The organism is Spinactinospora alkalitolerans, from assembly GCF_013408795.1.
GTDB classification, from domain to species: Bacteria; Actinomycetota; Actinomycetes; order Streptosporangiales; family Streptosporangiaceae; genus Spinactinospora; species Spinactinospora alkalitolerans.
In genome coordinates this window covers 2,436,918-2,450,728 of the sequence record NZ_JACCCC010000001.1, presented here as the reverse complement: position 1 = coordinate 2,450,728, position 13,811 = coordinate 2,436,918, and the positions used below count along the sequence as shown (strand labels likewise).

General features: G+C 73.9%; 12 protein-coding genes. 2 read left to right on the top strand and 10 right to left on the bottom strand.

What is annotated here, in order from left to right:
- Positions 1-28 precede the first annotated feature (28 nt).
- From fahA to HDA32_RS10740, 6 genes are all read right to left on the bottom strand, one after another.
- A complete protein-coding gene (gene fahA / locus HDA32_RS10770) occupies positions 29-1,213 on the bottom strand; it encodes a fumarylacetoacetase (protein WP_179643059.1) in 1,185 nt (394 codons plus the stop codon).
- Positions 1,210-2,100, bottom strand: coding sequence for a hypothetical protein (locus tag HDA32_RS10765; RefSeq protein ID WP_179643058.1), 891 nt, complete (start codon positions 2,098-2,100; stop codon positions 1,210-1,212). The genes fahA and HDA32_RS10765 overlap by 4 nt, the downstream gene beginning before the upstream one ends.
- Positions 2,097-3,296 carry a homogentisate 1,2-dioxygenase gene (locus HDA32_RS10760; protein WP_179643057.1) on the bottom strand — a complete coding sequence of 400 codons (1,200 nt, stop codon included), beginning with the start codon at positions 3,294-3,296 and terminating at the stop codon, positions 2,097-2,099. The genes HDA32_RS10765 and HDA32_RS10760 overlap by 4 nt, the downstream gene beginning before the upstream one ends.
- Positions 3,297-3,553: 257 nt before the next feature.
- A complete protein-coding gene (locus HDA32_RS10755; protein WP_179643056.1) occupies positions 3,554-4,120 on the bottom strand; it encodes a MarR family winged helix-turn-helix transcriptional regulator in 567 nt (188 codons plus the stop codon).
- A 96-nt stretch (positions 4,121-4,216) separates the two neighbouring features.
- On the bottom strand, positions 4,217-5,803 hold the full coding sequence (locus tag HDA32_RS30180) for an MFS transporter (RefSeq protein WP_218882399.1): 1,587 nt from the start codon (positions 5,801-5,803) through the stop codon (positions 4,217-4,219).
- An 88-nt stretch (positions 5,804-5,891) separates the two neighbouring features.
- Entirely contained in the window at positions 5,892-6,335 is a 444-nt protein-coding gene (locus HDA32_RS10740) for a nuclear transport factor 2 family protein (protein WP_312863129.1), read from the bottom strand.
- A gap of 139 nt (positions 6,336-6,474) precedes the next feature.
- On the opposite strand from HDA32_RS10740, the gene HDA32_RS10735 reads away from it, so the two are divergent.
- Positions 6,475-7,191, top strand: coding sequence for an IclR family transcriptional regulator (locus HDA32_RS10735; protein ID WP_179643054.1), 717 nt, complete (start codon positions 6,475-6,477; stop codon positions 7,189-7,191).
- 285 nt (positions 7,192-7,476) lie between these two features.
- On the opposite strand, the gene HDA32_RS10730 is transcribed toward HDA32_RS10735, so the two are convergent.
- Positions 7,477-8,349, bottom strand: coding sequence for an alpha/beta hydrolase fold domain-containing protein (locus tag HDA32_RS10730; RefSeq protein ID WP_179643053.1), 873 nt, complete (start codon positions 8,347-8,349; stop codon positions 7,477-7,479).
- Positions 8,350-9,117: 768 nt separating this feature from the next.
- Between HDA32_RS10730 and HDA32_RS10725 the strand changes: the two genes are divergently transcribed.
- Complete coding sequence (locus HDA32_RS10725) at positions 9,118-9,642, top strand: lytic polysaccharide monooxygenase auxiliary activity family 9 protein (protein ID WP_179643052.1); 525 nt, start codon at positions 9,118-9,120, stop codon at positions 9,640-9,642.
- 125 nt (positions 9,643-9,767) lie between these two features.
- On the opposite strand, the gene folP is transcribed toward HDA32_RS10725, so the two are convergent.
- From folP to HDA32_RS10710, 3 genes are read right to left on the bottom strand one after another with little or no spacing between them, the layout of a single operon-like run.
- Positions 9,768-10,631, bottom strand: a complete 864-nt coding sequence (folP, locus tag HDA32_RS10720) for a dihydropteroate synthase (protein ID WP_179643051.1) — start codon at positions 10,629-10,631, stop codon at positions 9,768-9,770.
- Positions 10,616-11,971 carry a protoporphyrinogen/coproporphyrinogen oxidase gene (locus tag HDA32_RS10715; RefSeq protein WP_179643050.1) on the bottom strand — a complete coding sequence of 452 codons (1,356 nt, stop codon included), beginning with the start codon at positions 11,969-11,971 and terminating at the stop codon, positions 10,616-10,618. Before HDA32_RS10715 ends, folP begins: the two co-directional genes overlap by 16 nt.
- The gene (locus tag HDA32_RS10710) at positions 11,961-13,784 is read right to left on the bottom strand and encodes a glycosyltransferase (protein WP_179643049.1); all 1,824 of its coding nucleotides are present in this window, start codon (positions 13,782-13,784) and stop codon (positions 11,961-11,963) included. Before HDA32_RS10710 ends, HDA32_RS10715 begins: the two co-directional genes overlap by 11 nt.
- Positions 13,785-13,811: the final 27 nt, after the last annotated feature.

Here is a 13,811-nt window from a genome sequence, read left to right as displayed (position 1 = left end):
TCGGCTCCCGTGGCGATGACCCTGCCGCTCACTCGCCGGCCCCCGTCGCGGGCAGGACACGGCCGCGGACCTCGCCGAATCCGATGCGCCCGCCCGCGGTTCCCGGCGCGGTGGCGGAGATCGCGACCTCGTCGCCGTCCCGCAGGAAGGTGCGCTCCTCGCCGTTGACGCCGACCGGCTCCCCGCCGCCCCAGGTCAGTTCGATGAACGCGCCGCGCTGCCCCTTCTCCGGCCCGGAGACGGTGCCCGAGGCGTAGAGGTCCCCGGCACGCGTCGAGGCGCCGTTGACGGTCATGTGCGCCAGCATCTGCGCCGGCGACCAGTACATCTCCCGGTACGGCGGCCGGCTGACCTCCTGGCCGTTCCACTCCACGGCCATGTCGACGTCCAGCCCCCAGGCCCGGCTCTCCCGCAGGTAGGGCAGCGGCCGCGGATCCTGGACCGGCGTGTCGACGCGGGCGGCCTCGAGCGCGAGCAGCGGCACGACCCACGGCGAGACCGATGTCGCGAAGCTCTTGCCGAGGAACGGGCCCAGCGGCACGTACTCCCAGGACTGGATGTCGCGCGCCGACCAGTCGTTGACGATGACCGCACCGAACACCCGCTCGGCGAAGTCGTCGCAGGAGACTGGGCTGCCCTGCTCGGAACCGGTGCCGACGACGAACCCCATCTCGGCCTCGATGTCGAGGCGCCGGGAGGGCCCGAAGGTCGGCGCGGCCTCGCCGGGCGCCTTGCGCTGCCCGCAGGGCCGCACGATGTCGGTCCCCGACACCACGACCGTGCCGCCGCGGCCGTGGTAGCCGACCGGCAGGTGCTTCCAGTTGGGCATGAGCGGCGCCGCGTCGGGGCGGAACAGCCGGCCGAGGTTGGCGGCGTGGTGCTCGGAGGCGTAGAAGTCGACGTAGTCGCCGACCCGGAACGGCAGGTGCAGCGTCACCGCGCCGACCGGGTGGACCGCGCCGTCGGGGACGTCGCCCGACACCAGTTCGGTGATCTGCTCGCGCACCGCCGTCCAGCGCCGGTGCCCCTGCTCCATGAACGGGTTGAGCGTCGGCCGGGCGAAGACGTCGTCGCCGAGCGCCCGCGCCAGGTCCACGACGGAGTCGCCGACCCGGACGCCGACGCGCGGCGCGGCGCCCGGTGTGGAGAACACGCCGTAGGGCAGGTTGTCGAGCCCGAACAGCGAGCCGTCGGGGATGGTCAACGTCGTCACGGGGTTCCTCCGTTCGCGGTCGCCACCGAGGCCGGGAGCAGCCCCAGGCCGACCAGTTCGGTGAGCGGGTCACTGATGCTGCAGGTGCCGAAGGACGCGAAGGCCGCGCGGGCCGCCGCGGCGCGGGCCTCGTCCAGTCCGGCGACGCGGGCGGCCACCGCCGCCGCGTCCCGCTCGGCGAGCACGCCCGCCAGTTCGGCCGCGTCCGCGCCGCGCAGGGCGGCGTCGGCGGCGAGCAGCACGTTGAGGAAGCCGTGCTGTTCGAAGCCCGTCTCCGGGTCGGTGTTGCGGACGGCGTGGTGCAGGCCCGCGGTGGCCTTGAACGGCACCCCGGCGCCGACTACGGCCGCGATCGCCGCGGCGAGCTCGGCCTCGTCGGGGTACAGCTCGGCGCGCACGCCCCCGGTGCGCAACTTCGCGCGGTAGCGGGTCGAGGGCAGCGCCGCGATGATCTGTGCGCGGCGGTCGTCCCGCGGCACCTCGACGAAGACCTCCGCCCGTTGCGCCGCGGCGCCGGAGCAGGCCCGGTCCAGCGCGGCCAGCAGCTCCGGCGCGTCCGTCCCGTCGGGCACCGCGACCTCCAGGGCGCGCAGGTGCACCGGCAGCGCCTCGACCGCGGCGAGCGCGGCGCCGACGTGCCCGGGGCCGGAGGGGACCGTGACGGCGAGGTCCAGGCGGTCGCCGTCGGGGGCGGGCAGGAGCCGCGCCAGTTCGTCGAGCCCCGCCGCGGCCACCACGAGCGGCCCGACCAGGCCGGCGTGGGCCGAGGCGGCGTGGTGCGCGTGCGCGGGAACGGCGTCGGCCAGCGGCGCCAGCCCGGGCGGGAAGACCGCGGCGTCGTCGCACAGCCGCCTGGCGAAGGCGGGCAGCGAAACCGGTGCTGTCACTTCCGCGGCCCCTTTCCGGCCCAGGTCCAGGCGTAGTTGTCGTCCTCGCAGGCCAGGGCGCCTTCACCGAGTTCGAGCGGGCGGAAGGTGTCCACCATGACGGCGAGCTCGTCGAAGAACTCCACGCCGACGCTGCGCTCGTAGGCGCCGGGCTGCGGGCCGTGGGCGTGCCCGCCGGGGTGCACCGAGACCGACCCCTGGCCGATGCCCGAGCCCTTGCGGGCCTCGTAGTCGCCGCCGCAGTAGAACATGATCTCGTCGGAGTCGACGTTGGAGTGGTAGTAGGGCACCGGGATGGACAGCGGGTGGTAGTCGACCTTGCGCGGGACGAAGTTGCACACCACGAAGTTGTGCCCCTCGAAGACCTGGTGCGCGGGCGGCGGCTGGTGGATGCGGCCGGTGATGGGCTCGTAGTCGTGGATGCTGAAGGTGAACGGGTACAGGCAGCCGTCCCAGCCGACCACGTCGAACGGGTGGTGCGGGTAGACCATGCGGGTGCCCACGATGCCGCGGGACCCGCGGTGCTTGACCAGCACCTCGACGTCGGTGCCCTCGGCGAGCAGCACCTCGTCGGGGCCGTGCAGGTCCCGCTCGCAGAACGGCGCGTTCTCCAGGAGCTGGCCGTAGCGGGACAGGTAGCGCCTGGGCGGGGCGATGTGGCTGCCGGCCTCGATGGCGTAGGCGCGCAGCGGCCCGTCGCCGGCGGGCAGCCAGCGGTGGGTGGTGGAGGTCGGGATGAGCACGTAGTCGCCGGCCGTGGCCCTGAGCGTGCCGAACACCGTCTCCACCGTCGCCTCGCCGGACTCGACGTAGACGATCTCGTCGCCCACGGCGTTGCGGTACAGCGGGGACTGCGCGCCGGCCACCACGTAGGAGATGCGGACGTCGGCGTTGCCGAGGACCAGCCGGCGCCCGGTGACGGCGTCGGTCCCTGCCGCGCCGCCCTCGGGGAAGAGGTCGTGCAGCTTCAGGTGGCGCGGCCGCAGCGGGTGGTTGGGGACGGTGTCCTGGTTCGGCGGCTCCCAGACGCCGGAGTCCACGATCGCCGACGGGATGTTGCGGTGGTACAGCAGCGAGGAGTCCGACGAGAAGCCCTCCTCGCCCATCAGCTCCTCGTAGTAGAGCCGGCCGTCGTCGCCGGGGTGCTGGGTGTGGCGCTTCGGCGGGACGTCGCCCACCCGGCGGTAGTACGCCATGGCTCGCCTCCTTGAACGTCGGTGGGGACCGCGGCCGCGGTCGTGCGGACGCCGGACCCGCGGCGCTGTGGGTGCCGCGGGCGACCGAACGCCCTCCCCACATAGTTAACACATTGACTACTTTTTGGACAGGGTTGCCCCCGAGATCGCGGACGCCCGCCGCCGCTGCGGCGCGGACGCCTCCGGACGCGCAGGGGCGGGGAGGAAGAGGAGGGGCCGCTGCGCGCAGCGCTCCGCACGCAGCGCGCGCCACGCGCTCAGGTGCGGCCGCGGACGTCGAACTGGTCGCGGTTGGTGATCAGCTTGTCCAGCAGCATGATCAGGATGCGCTGCTCGGCCTCGGTGAGCACGCTGGTCCACCCGTGCTCGCGCTCGTTGTGGACGCGGAAGACGTCAACCATCTCCCGCCGGCCGCGCTCGGTCAGCGACAGCCGCACCGACCGGCCGTCCTCCGCCGAGGGCGCGCGGTCCAGCAGGCCGTCGGCGATCAGCGTCTTGGTCAGGTTGGAGACCGCCGCCCGGCTCATTCCGGTCAGATCGGCCGCGTTCTTCTGCTCCAGCGGCCCCACCAGCCAGGTGACGAACAGCAGCCGGAAGCCCGACCAGGAGCGACCGCGCGGGCGGTGCACCGTGGAGGCCAGGTCGTAGGTGACGATGTCGGAGGCCCGGTTGAGGGTCAGCAGCACCTCGGTGGCCAGCGGGTGCTCGAAGCCGTACTCGGCTGCCAGCCTCCGCTTGGCGAGGTCGACGAAGGACCAGAAGTCCAGGTCGCCCGGTGCCGGGAAGAGCTCGTCCCCCGGCTCCCGCCCGCCGTCTTCGCCCATGAGCCTCAGCCTATCCGCAGCAGGCCCGCGGCCCCCGCACCGGAGATAGTCAATACGTGGACTATATCCGGCGGGAAAGGCCGCGGGGCCTCCCCGCTACTTCGCGGCCGGGGCGGTCGGCGCCTGGGCGCCCGCCTCAGCGGCGGGGCGGTCCGCACGCGGCACCTTGAGGAACGCCAGCATGACCGCGCAGACGACCAGGCAGCCGATCGGGAAGTACAGGCCCACCGAGACGTCGTCCGCCGTGGCGTTGACACCGATCACGTATGGGCCGAAGAAGCCGCCGAGCGCGGCGATCGAGTTGATCGCCGCCAGACCGACGGCCGTGTGCTCCCTGGACAGCAGGCGCGAGGCCAGCGCCCAGTACGGCGCCATGTAGCCGAGGACGCCGATCCCCACCATCGACAGGCAGGCCAGCGCGATCACCGGGTCGGTCCGGAACTGGATGGTGCCGAACAGGCCCGCCGCCGCCAGCAGCATCAGGGCGATCACGTGGAACCTGCGCTCGCCGGTGCGGTCGGAGTTGCGGGCGACCAGCAGCATGCCCACCGCACCGACCAGGAACGGGATCGCGCCGAGGAAGCCGATGTTGGTCGCGGAGTACGACGGGTCCATCTGCTGCACGATCTGCGGCAGGAAGAACGTGAACCCGTACAGCCCGCACGCGGCGAACAGGTTGGCGACCGCGAGGTAGAGGACCCGCCCGTCCTTGAGCACACGGAGCTGGCCGAGGAAGGTCTCGGGCTCCGCTACGTGGGCGGCGGCGTTGCCGCCGCCCACGTAGCGGAGCCCGAGCACGCCGGCCCCGGCCTCGCCCGCGGCGAACAGTCCGGGGACCACGGCCCCCCGGTCGTCGAGCACGGCCGCGTCGGCGTTGATCTCCAGGCCGGCGTGGGTGCAGACGAGTTCGGCGGGCAGGATCCGCACCGCGTAGAACGGCGCCTTGTCGATCGGGTCGGGATGGTGCTGCGAGCCCTTGTTCGCCAGTGTGCGGTGGCGCAGGAAGTCGGGGTCGGCGCCCTCGGGCACCTGCGCGTTCCACCGGTCCACCGTCGCGATCAGGGCGTCCGCGGGAACGCCCATCGCCTCGGCGAGTCGCTCCAGGGTAACGGCGCGCAGCGTGCGGCCGGCGTCGGCCTCCTCCAGGACCCGTGCGGCGTCCCAGGCCGACACCGACGACATGTTGACGATCGCGCCGCCCGGCCGCATGTGGCGGGCCGCGGCCTGGGCCCCGAACAGCACGCCCTCGACGTTGACCGACAGGGTCGCGCCGATCTGCTCGGCGGAGATCTCCTCCGCCGCGGCGGAGGGGAAGATCCCCGCGTTGTTGATCCAGAAGTCGATCCCGCCGAACTCCTCCAGCGCGTCCCGCGCCAGCGCCTCGTGCTCCTCGGGTCTGGTGACGTCGAGGCGGCGGGCGAGCACCCGTCCGGGGCGGTCGCCGAGCGCGGTCGCGCGGGCCTCGGCGCCGACCTCCTCGGCGGTGGCTGCCATCTGCTCGGCGTCGATGTCGCCGCCGACCACGTCGACCCCGCGGGCGGCGAGGCCGGCCGCGAACCGGGCGCCCATGCCCCGGGCGGCGCCGGTGATCACGGCGGTCCGGCCCGGAAGCTCGGGGTAGACGGCGGTCATCGGGCGGTGCAGGACGCGTCCGGGGCCGGTGGGATCGGGCTCGCTCGTCATATGTTCTCCGTCGGTCGGTCGGCGGCCGCGCGGGGCCGCGGGTCGTCTGTGTGCGCTGGCCTCGGGGGGTGCCGAGGGAGGGGCGCGCTCAGCCGGGTTCGTCGTCGCGCCGCACGACGCGGCGGCGCACCCGCCAGCCGCCGGGTGAGCGGACCACGTCGTCGGTCAGGGTGGTCAGCCGCACCAGCCGGGGCTCGCCGCCCGCGGGGGTGCTGACGATCTGCAGGTAGGCGCGGACGGTGGCGGCGTGCTCGGCGGCGGCCGGCTCGGCGTGGACGTTGGTCACGACGTGGCGCCGGATCTCCCCCGCGGCCCGGGCGTCGGCGTGGAACCGCTCGGCGAAGGCGGTCAGCTCCGCGGTGCCGACCACCGGCTCGGGGTAGCTCGGCGAGTGGAACTCCCCGTCCTCGGTGAACGTCCGCGCCCACTCGCGCGCGCGGCCGCCGTCGATCCAGTGGCTCTGCGCGGCGTAGAGCTGCTGGATGCCGGCGAGCGCCTCGGCGTCGAGCGCTCGCTCGCAAACACCTGACACGGAAGGGACCTCCACGAGAAGACGTGACTTCGTTCGGTGACCGGGGTGGCAAACCCCTCGTGTATGTGCGATAATCGCACGTAATGTGCGCTTAACGAAAACAGTAAAGTGATCGAGCGCACGCGTCAAGAGGAGTGACATGCCTGAACCCCCCTCCGCCGGCCCCGGCGACGACACCCGTCCGCGCGACTCCGGACTGTCGAAGACGCTGGACAACGGGCTGCAGATCCTGGAGCTGCTCGTCCGCCACCCTCAGGGCCTCTCCCTCACCGAGATCGCCGACGGCATCGGGGTGCACCGGACCGTGGCCCACCGGCTGGTCCGCACCCTTGAGGCGCACCGCCTGTGTCACCGGGACTCCTTCAAGCGGATCTCGCTGGGCAACGGCCTGGTCCGCCTCGCCGAACCCGTCGAGCAGGACCTGCGCGCCCTCGCCCGCCCGGTCCTCGAAGGACTCACCGACGCCACCCGGGCCACCGCGCATCTGGTGGTGCGGGAGGACGAGGCGCAGGTGCGGATGATGATGATCGTCGAACCGCGGCACGCCCGGATGCACGTCTCGTTCCACGCCGGGCAGGTCGACCCGATCGACCGAGGTTCCGCCGGGCTGGCCATCCTGGCGGCGCAGCCGCCGGTCCCGAACGAGCGCGCCGAGGTGGCGCGGGCGCGCGAGCGGGGGTTCGCCGTCTCCTACGGCGAGATCGCGTCCTCCATCACGGGCATCTCGGCACCGGTGCCCGACAGGCGGGGCGCGCGGCCCATCAGCATCGGCCTGTCCCTGTTCGAGGTCTCCGACGAGGAGGCGCTCGGCACGACGGTCGTCGACGCGGCCCAGCGCCTCGGCGCCCTGCTGTGACCTGAGGGTCGGAGGCCCGCCGCTCCTGCCGCTCGTCGTTGCCGAGGGCCGGGACCTGCATCGTGGCCGAACCGATGACGTAGTCGGCCAGCGCGTAGGCGGCGGTGAGTTCGGGGCCGGTGAACCCGTCTGGACGGAGGGCCGGGCCGGCCGCCCGCGCCGCTGACCCCGCCCGGAGCCCCTGGTCCACGAGGAACTCCGGGAGGCCCCTCCGCCCTGCATCGGGGCACGCCGTCCCGATGGCGGGTCGCCGTCCGGCCCGGTGGGCGGGTGCGGGTGGCGGGGTCAGGGGGTCGAGCGGCGGATCGCGGTGATGATCCGGTCGCGCGCACGCCGGCCCTCCGGGATCCGGTACAGCGGGTAGACGTGGATCTGGCCGGGGGCCTCGTGGAAGTCCACCGGGACGCCGTCCCCCTCGGCGAGGGCGCGGAACCGGTGCGCGTCGGGGTTGAGCACGTCGTGGGTGCCGATGAAGACCGTGGTGGGCGGGAGCCCGGCCATGGTGCCGTTGATCGGGCTGACCACGGGATCGTCCGGATCGAGGTCGTGCGCCCACAGCCCGCCGGCGAACCGCAGCGCCGGGCTGGACAGCTCGGGGTCGCGCGGCTCCACCTCGGGGATCGCCGGGTTCCTCATCGTCACGTCCAGCCAGGGCGAGATCAGGATGAGGCGGTCGGGCTGGTCGCCGCCCTCGTCGCGCAGGCGCTGCGCCGCGGCCAGGACCATGCCGCCGCCCGCCGAGTCGCCCATGAGCACCACGTCGCCCGATGCGCGCTCCAGCAGCTCCCTGGCGAGCCCGGTGACCTCGGGCGCGACGCTTCCCGCGCACCCCCGGGGCGCGAGCGGGTAGACCGGCACGGTCACCCGCGCCGACAGCGCGGTCGCCAGTCGCTCGATCAGCCGCCAGTGCATGGCGCTGATCTCCTCGATGTAGGCGCCGCCGTGGACGAAGAGCACGTCGGGGCCGGGGGCGCCGGTCCGGGGCGCCACCCGGTAGCAGGGCCACCCGCGCCGGTAGTCCAGGTCGACGGCGCAGGTGCGCTCCAGGCGCCGGGGCGGCCCGTAGGAGGTGGGCCGCACCTGCTTGGCCTCGACCTTGCGGCGCACGACGTCGGGGTCGCGATACTCGACCTGGGCGCCGATCACGGACGCCGTCATCCTCAACAACCGGCTCGCGACACTGGGCACAACCGCCTCCGTCCTCATCGACCGGCCGCCCTGCGGCGGCGGGCTCCCGTTCCCCCTTCCCGCATCGGTCGCGGCTTCACGCCGATGCGAACTACAAGGCTCTCGCCTGCGGTGATGCACTCATGAACGGTCGAGCGGCCGGCTCCCCGCGGCAGCGGGCGGCGGTGGATGTGGCGCGGAGGTAAGGGAAGTGTCACCCGCGGCGCATCGCGCGGGAAACGGCGGGCGCGGCCCCGGGCGCGCCCGGGTGGACCGGTCGGCGGCCGGGGGTGTCGGCGGCGCAGGTCCGGGGAATCCGGTGATCCTCCCCTGGACGATACCGGGCGCCGCCGGGACGCTCCGGCGCCGCGGCCCCGCGGCAGCGGGCGGCGGGCGCACGGAAGGTGACAGCCCCTTGACCGAACGTGGACACCGAATTACGGTCTGGACCAATTGGCGGGCGCGAACGCCGAGTGGCCCGGGACGGCGCCTCCGGCGCCCCCAGCGTCGCCCGCCGCCACGGGAGGAATGCCCATCGCCCTGTTCGCACGTGAACCGAAACCAAGGGAGGCGGCGCACTCCACACACGTCGCCGACGAGGTCGCACGCACGGCGTAGCAGTGCGGGCGCACTCCCATCCCGAGGGTTCCGCACAGCCCTCATCTCCCCACCGCCGCGCCTCCCCGCCCCCTCCGGGCACCGGGCCGACCCGGCGCCCCCGGATCCGGGGATCGCGGTCCGATACGAGAAGGGCCTGCAATGAACCTGAAAAGGAAGTTCCTCTCCGCCGCCGCCGTCACCGCCGTGACCCCGCTCCTCTTCGTGCTGATGCCCGCGGGAACGGCCAACGCCCACGGCTACGTGTCCTCCCCGGCCAGCCGCCAGGCGCAGTGCGCGGCCGGAACGGTCTCCTGCGGCAGCATCAAGTGGGAACCGCAGAGCGTCGAGGGCCCCAAGGGCCTGACCAGTTGCAGCGGCGGCAACAGCCGGTTCGCCGAGCTCGACGACGACAGCAAGGGCTGGCAGGTCACCCCCGTGGGCAACTCGGTGGACTTCACCTGGACGATCACCGCCCGGCACTCCACGAGCACCTGGGAGTACTTCGCCGGCGGCCGGCGGCTCGCGGTCTTCGACGACCACGGTGCGCAGCCGCCCTCCTCGCTGACCCACAGGGTCGACCTCGGCGGGCTGAGCGGTGAGCAGAAGATCCTCGCGGTGTGGAACATCGCCGACACCGCCAACGCGTTCTACGCCTGCATCGACGTCAACGTCGGCGCCGCCTAGCGGCACCGGCGGCGGGGTGCGCGGGCCGCGCGGCCGGCGCCCCCGGAAGCAGGCGGGGGCCTCCGGATCGGTTCGGATCACCGGCGTCGGCGCCGAACCACCGGGGGCCCTCGCACGTCCGGCCGTCAGCGGTTCCAGGCCTCCGGTCGCGCGTCGGCGGCGAGCACCGCCGCGCACAGGTCGGCCGCGTGCCGGGCGGCGCGGACGTCATGGGCGCGGATGACGCCGGCGCCGCGCAGCACGCCGACGGCGACCGCGGCCGTCGACGCGGCGCCGCGCTCCCCTGTGTCCAGGCCGAGCAGCCGCCCCAGGAATATCTTGTTGGAGGCGGCCAGCAGCACGGGGTGGCCCGGCCGGGCGAACCGCCCGATCGCGGCGAGCAGCCGCAGCGACTGCCGCCAGGTCTTGCCCAGGTCCAGGCCCGGGTCGAGGATCACCCGGTGGGCCGGCAGGCCGGCGTCCCAGCACCGTTGTGCGAGGTGGCGCAGGTGCGCGGCGACGTCGCCGACGACGTCGCCGTAGACCGGGTCCGGGTCGGGGATCCCGGGCGGAAGCCGGGTGTGGGTGGCGACCACGGATGCGCCGTGCCGCGCGGCCGCCGGCAGGTAGCCGGGATCGCCGAAGCCGCTCATGTCGTTGCCCAGCACCGCTCCGTGCGCGAACGCCGCCTCGGCGACCGCGGCGCGCGTGGTGTCGACCGAGACCGGCGCGTCGAACCGCTCCCGCAGGGCGGTGACCGTTTCGACGACGAGGTCGCACTCCTCGAGGAGGGGGACGTCGCGGACGCCCACGCCGCCCGGTCGGGCGCCCACGTCCAGGATGTCGGCGCCGTCGCCCACCATGGACTCGGCGCGGCGCAGCAGGGCGTCGAGGCGGAAGTGGCGCCCGCCGTCGTAGAAGGAGTCCCTGGTCCGGTTCAGGATCCCCATGACGAGGGGGTGTGCGGTCACGTCGTGGCGCCTGCCGCCCAGACTCAGTTCCGTTCCCACACGTCCTCCCGTCCGCCGGTCAGTGCGCGCTCCGCCCACTGCGCGCCCTGCATGAGGGCGTGGTCCATGTTTCCGATCTCGTAACGCCAGGCCCCCATGCGCCCCCGTGAGCTGATGCCGTGCCCGGCCAGCCACGGCTCGATGGCCGCGAGCGCGGCGTCGCGGTCCAGCGTCGGCACCGGGTGACTCTTCTCCCGCAGGCAGTGCCACGTGGTGGCGGGGCGCTCGCCGGCTCGGAGCAGGCCGACGCGTTCCATGCCCCGGAGTACGGAGGCGACCACCGCGCCCGCGTCGACCGGCCGGTGGCGGGAGACCGAGAGCTCGGCCAGGAGCAGGGACTGGTCCGGGCGGGCGGTCATCCGCGGGGAGTAGTTCGACAGCAGCGTCACCCGGTGGAAGGGCACGTCGGGCTCGGGGTAGTAGACCCAGGTGCGTTCGGAGGGGACCGGGCGGTCCAGGCCCACTCCGACCACGTGGGTGCCGGTGGCCGCGAGCCGCCGGGCCGCTGCGCGCACGTGCGGCGGAGCGCCGTCGCAGCACCGCACCAGGTCGTCCATCGGCATGGTGCTGAGCAGGAGGCCGTAGCGGCGCGCGGCGCCGTCGGCGGTGTGGACGACGCGCCGCTCCGGTTCGACGCGCACGACGGGGCTGTGCAGTCTGATCTGCGCGGTCAGCGGGCGGGCGAGCCTGGTGTAGAGGTACCCGGTCCCCTCGCGGGCGGGGTAGCGGAAGGTGCTGTTGGGCCCCCAGTCCAGGTCGCCGTCGCCGAGCACGACGTGGCGCAGGGCCGCGTCGACGTCGACGACGGAGACGCGTTCGCCGATCCACTGGTAGGCCATCTCGTGGAGGGGGGTGGCCCACACCTTGGCGTTGTAGGGCCGCATGAAGTGCCGGGCGATGCCGTCGCCGAAGGTGGCGTCGATCCAGTCGGCGAAGTGGCGGGGTCTGGGCGGTGATCCGGCCGCGTTGACGTGCGCGCCGACCAGGCCGCGCAGGCACTCGTAGACGGTGGGGGCGTCCAGCCCGCCGAAGTGGTTCTGGAAGGGGTAGGGGATGTGGCGCTGCCGCATCCGGATCCACGCCGAGCGCCGGATCGTGGTGTGGTCGTCGCCGAGCAGCCCGTCCAGCAGCCGGTCGACGTAGGGATAGTGGCTGAAGATGACGTGGCCGCCGATGTCGTAGGTGAATCCGGCCTCATCGAGGTAGGACCGCGCGAGCCCTCCGACGCCGTCGGAGGCCTCCAGCAGCACCCACGCGTCGCAGCCGAGTTCGCGCAGCCGGTGCGCCGCCCCCAGACCGGTGGGGCCGGCGCCGATGATCACCAGGCGGTCACCGGTCATCGGTGGCGCCCTCCTCCCTCAGGCGCCGGAACAGCGCGATCAGTTCGTCGACGCGGTGGTCGAAGGTGAACTCGTGCCTGCGGGGCCAGATCGAAGCGCGCAGCTCCGACATCGAGCCGTCGTCGTGCAGCCGGGCGGCGAGGTCGGCGGGCCCGTCGTAGAGCAGGCCGACCCGGTGCCGGGTGACGAAGCGCTCCATCGCCACGGTGCAGCCGGGGTTGCGCACCTGGAGCAGCGGCAGCCCGGCGGCGAGCAGGGTGCCGACGCGGGCCGGGTGGTTGAGGTCGTCCCAGCCTGCCGCGCGCAGGTCGCCGTTGTTGCGGCTGGTGAAGCGGTGCAGCCATCCGGCGTCGTAGCGGGACAGCACCCGCACCCAGTCCCGCTGGTCGACGGGCGGGTGGACGTGCAGTCGGCCCGCGCACCGGTGCAGCGCGTCGCCCAGCCAGTCGCGCCATCGCCCCTGCGGGCCGGGGCCGTCGACGAGTCCGTGCAGGTGGACGTGGATCCCGAGGGCGGTGAGCTCGGCGAGGAAGTCGGTGCCGAAACCGAGCGGACGCCCCAGCACGGCGGTGTGCGGGGCGCCGTCGCGTTCGGCCAGCCGCTCGGCGCGGCGGCCCCGCAGCCAGTCGGCCTTGGGCAGGCTGCCGTCGATCACCAGCGTGCGGGCCGGATCGATGCGGCCGGGCAGCGCCAGCTCGAACCACTCCCGCTCCTCCGGGGTGGACAGGACCAGGGCGTCGGCCCGGGTGCACAGGTCGGCCAGCAGGCGCCACTCGCCGCGCGCGATGCTGCGCTGCGGGGACTCCTTGAAGTGCCAGACGAAGGGCACGCCGCGGGAGCGCCGCATGACCTCGTGGGCGAAGGGCACGGCCCGCCAGCCGAGCTGGGCGTAGACGACGTCGGGCCGCAGCTCGCGGACCGCCTCCGGCCAGTCCGCCGCCGGCACATCGGCGACGTGCCCGAACGGCAGCGGGCCCACGGTGTCGACGCCGAGGCCGTCGGGCGTCCACAGTCCGTGCAGCCGGTGCCCCCGCTCGGCGAGGGCCAGCACGCGTTCGGGCTGGTAGGACAGTTCCCCGACGAGCAGGATCCGCAGCCCGTCCGGGGCCGCCGGATGCGGCCTGCGCCGGAACCGGTCGTACAGGCGCCGCTCGTCGATCCGGGTGCCGTCGCTGGTGTGGAAGCGGAGCGGGTCGGCGATCCGGTAGCGCCGCCGGAACACGTTCAGGCCGCCGTCGTGGCGTTCGCGGATCGCCTTGTGCCGCTGGTCGGGGTGGTCGGTCCAGGTGCAGGTGACCCGGCCGGTGCCGACGGCCCTCCCGCGCCGGCGCAGCGCCGACCACAGCAGCCGGTCGAGGTCGTCGCTCTCCAGTTCCGAGCGCTCCACCCAGCGGTCCGGGGTCCGGCGGTGCATCACCTGGACGAGCTGGAGCGGTCCGCCGCACGGTCCGTCGAGGAACTCCGCCGCGTCGCCGTGCCGCGTTCCCGACCAGGCGAGCACGACCCCGTCGTCGTCGAACGGCTCCAGCAGGACGGCGAGGTGGGTGCGGTCGTAGACGTCGTCGGAGGGCAGGTAGGCGATCAGCGGTGCGCGCGCCATGTCCAGTCCGATGTTGGCCGCGGCGCCGAGGCCGCGGTTGACCGCCGAGCGGTGGCAGCGCACCCGGGGGTCGCGCAGGAACGGGCGCAGCGCATCGGGCGTGCCGTCGGTGGATCCGTCGTCGACCACGATGAGCTCCCAGTCCGGCACGTCCTGGGCGAGCAGGCCGGCGACGGCCCGCGGGAGGAAGGCCGACTGCTCGAAGGTCGGCATGACAACGCTGACCCGGGGTAGCCGGTC

Excerpts from the sequence above, each read along its gene's own strand:
- HDA32_RS30180 (WP_218882399.1), bottom strand. The coding sequence starts at position 5,803 with ATGACGAGCGAGCCCGATCCCACCGGCCCCGGACGCGTCCTGCACCGC.
- HDA32_RS10710 (WP_179643049.1), bottom strand. The coding sequence starts at position 13,784 with ATGCCGACCTTCGAGCAGTCGGCCTTCCTCCCGCGGGCCGTCGCCGGC.
- HDA32_RS10725 (WP_179643052.1), top strand. The coding sequence starts at position 9,118 with ATGAACCTGAAAAGGAAGTTCCTCTCCGCCGCCGCCGTCACCGCCGTG.
- HDA32_RS10715 (WP_179643050.1), bottom strand. The coding sequence starts at position 11,971 with ATGACCGGTGACCGCCTGGTGATCATCGGCGCCGGCCCCACCGGTCTG.
- HDA32_RS10755 (WP_179643056.1), bottom strand. The coding sequence starts at position 4,120 with ATGGGCGAAGACGGCGGGCGGGAGCCGGGGGACGAGCTCTTCCCGGCA.
- HDA32_RS10760 (WP_179643057.1), bottom strand. The coding sequence starts at position 3,296 with ATGGCGTACTACCGCCGGGTGGGCGACGTCCCGCCGAAGCGCCACACC.
- HDA32_RS10735 (WP_179643054.1), top strand. The coding sequence starts at position 6,475 with ATGCCTGAACCCCCCTCCGCCGGCCCCGGCGACGACACCCGTCCGCGC.
- HDA32_RS10730 (WP_179643053.1), bottom strand. The coding sequence starts at position 8,349 with ATGACGGCGTCCGTGATCGGCGCCCAGGTCGAGTATCGCGACCCCGAC.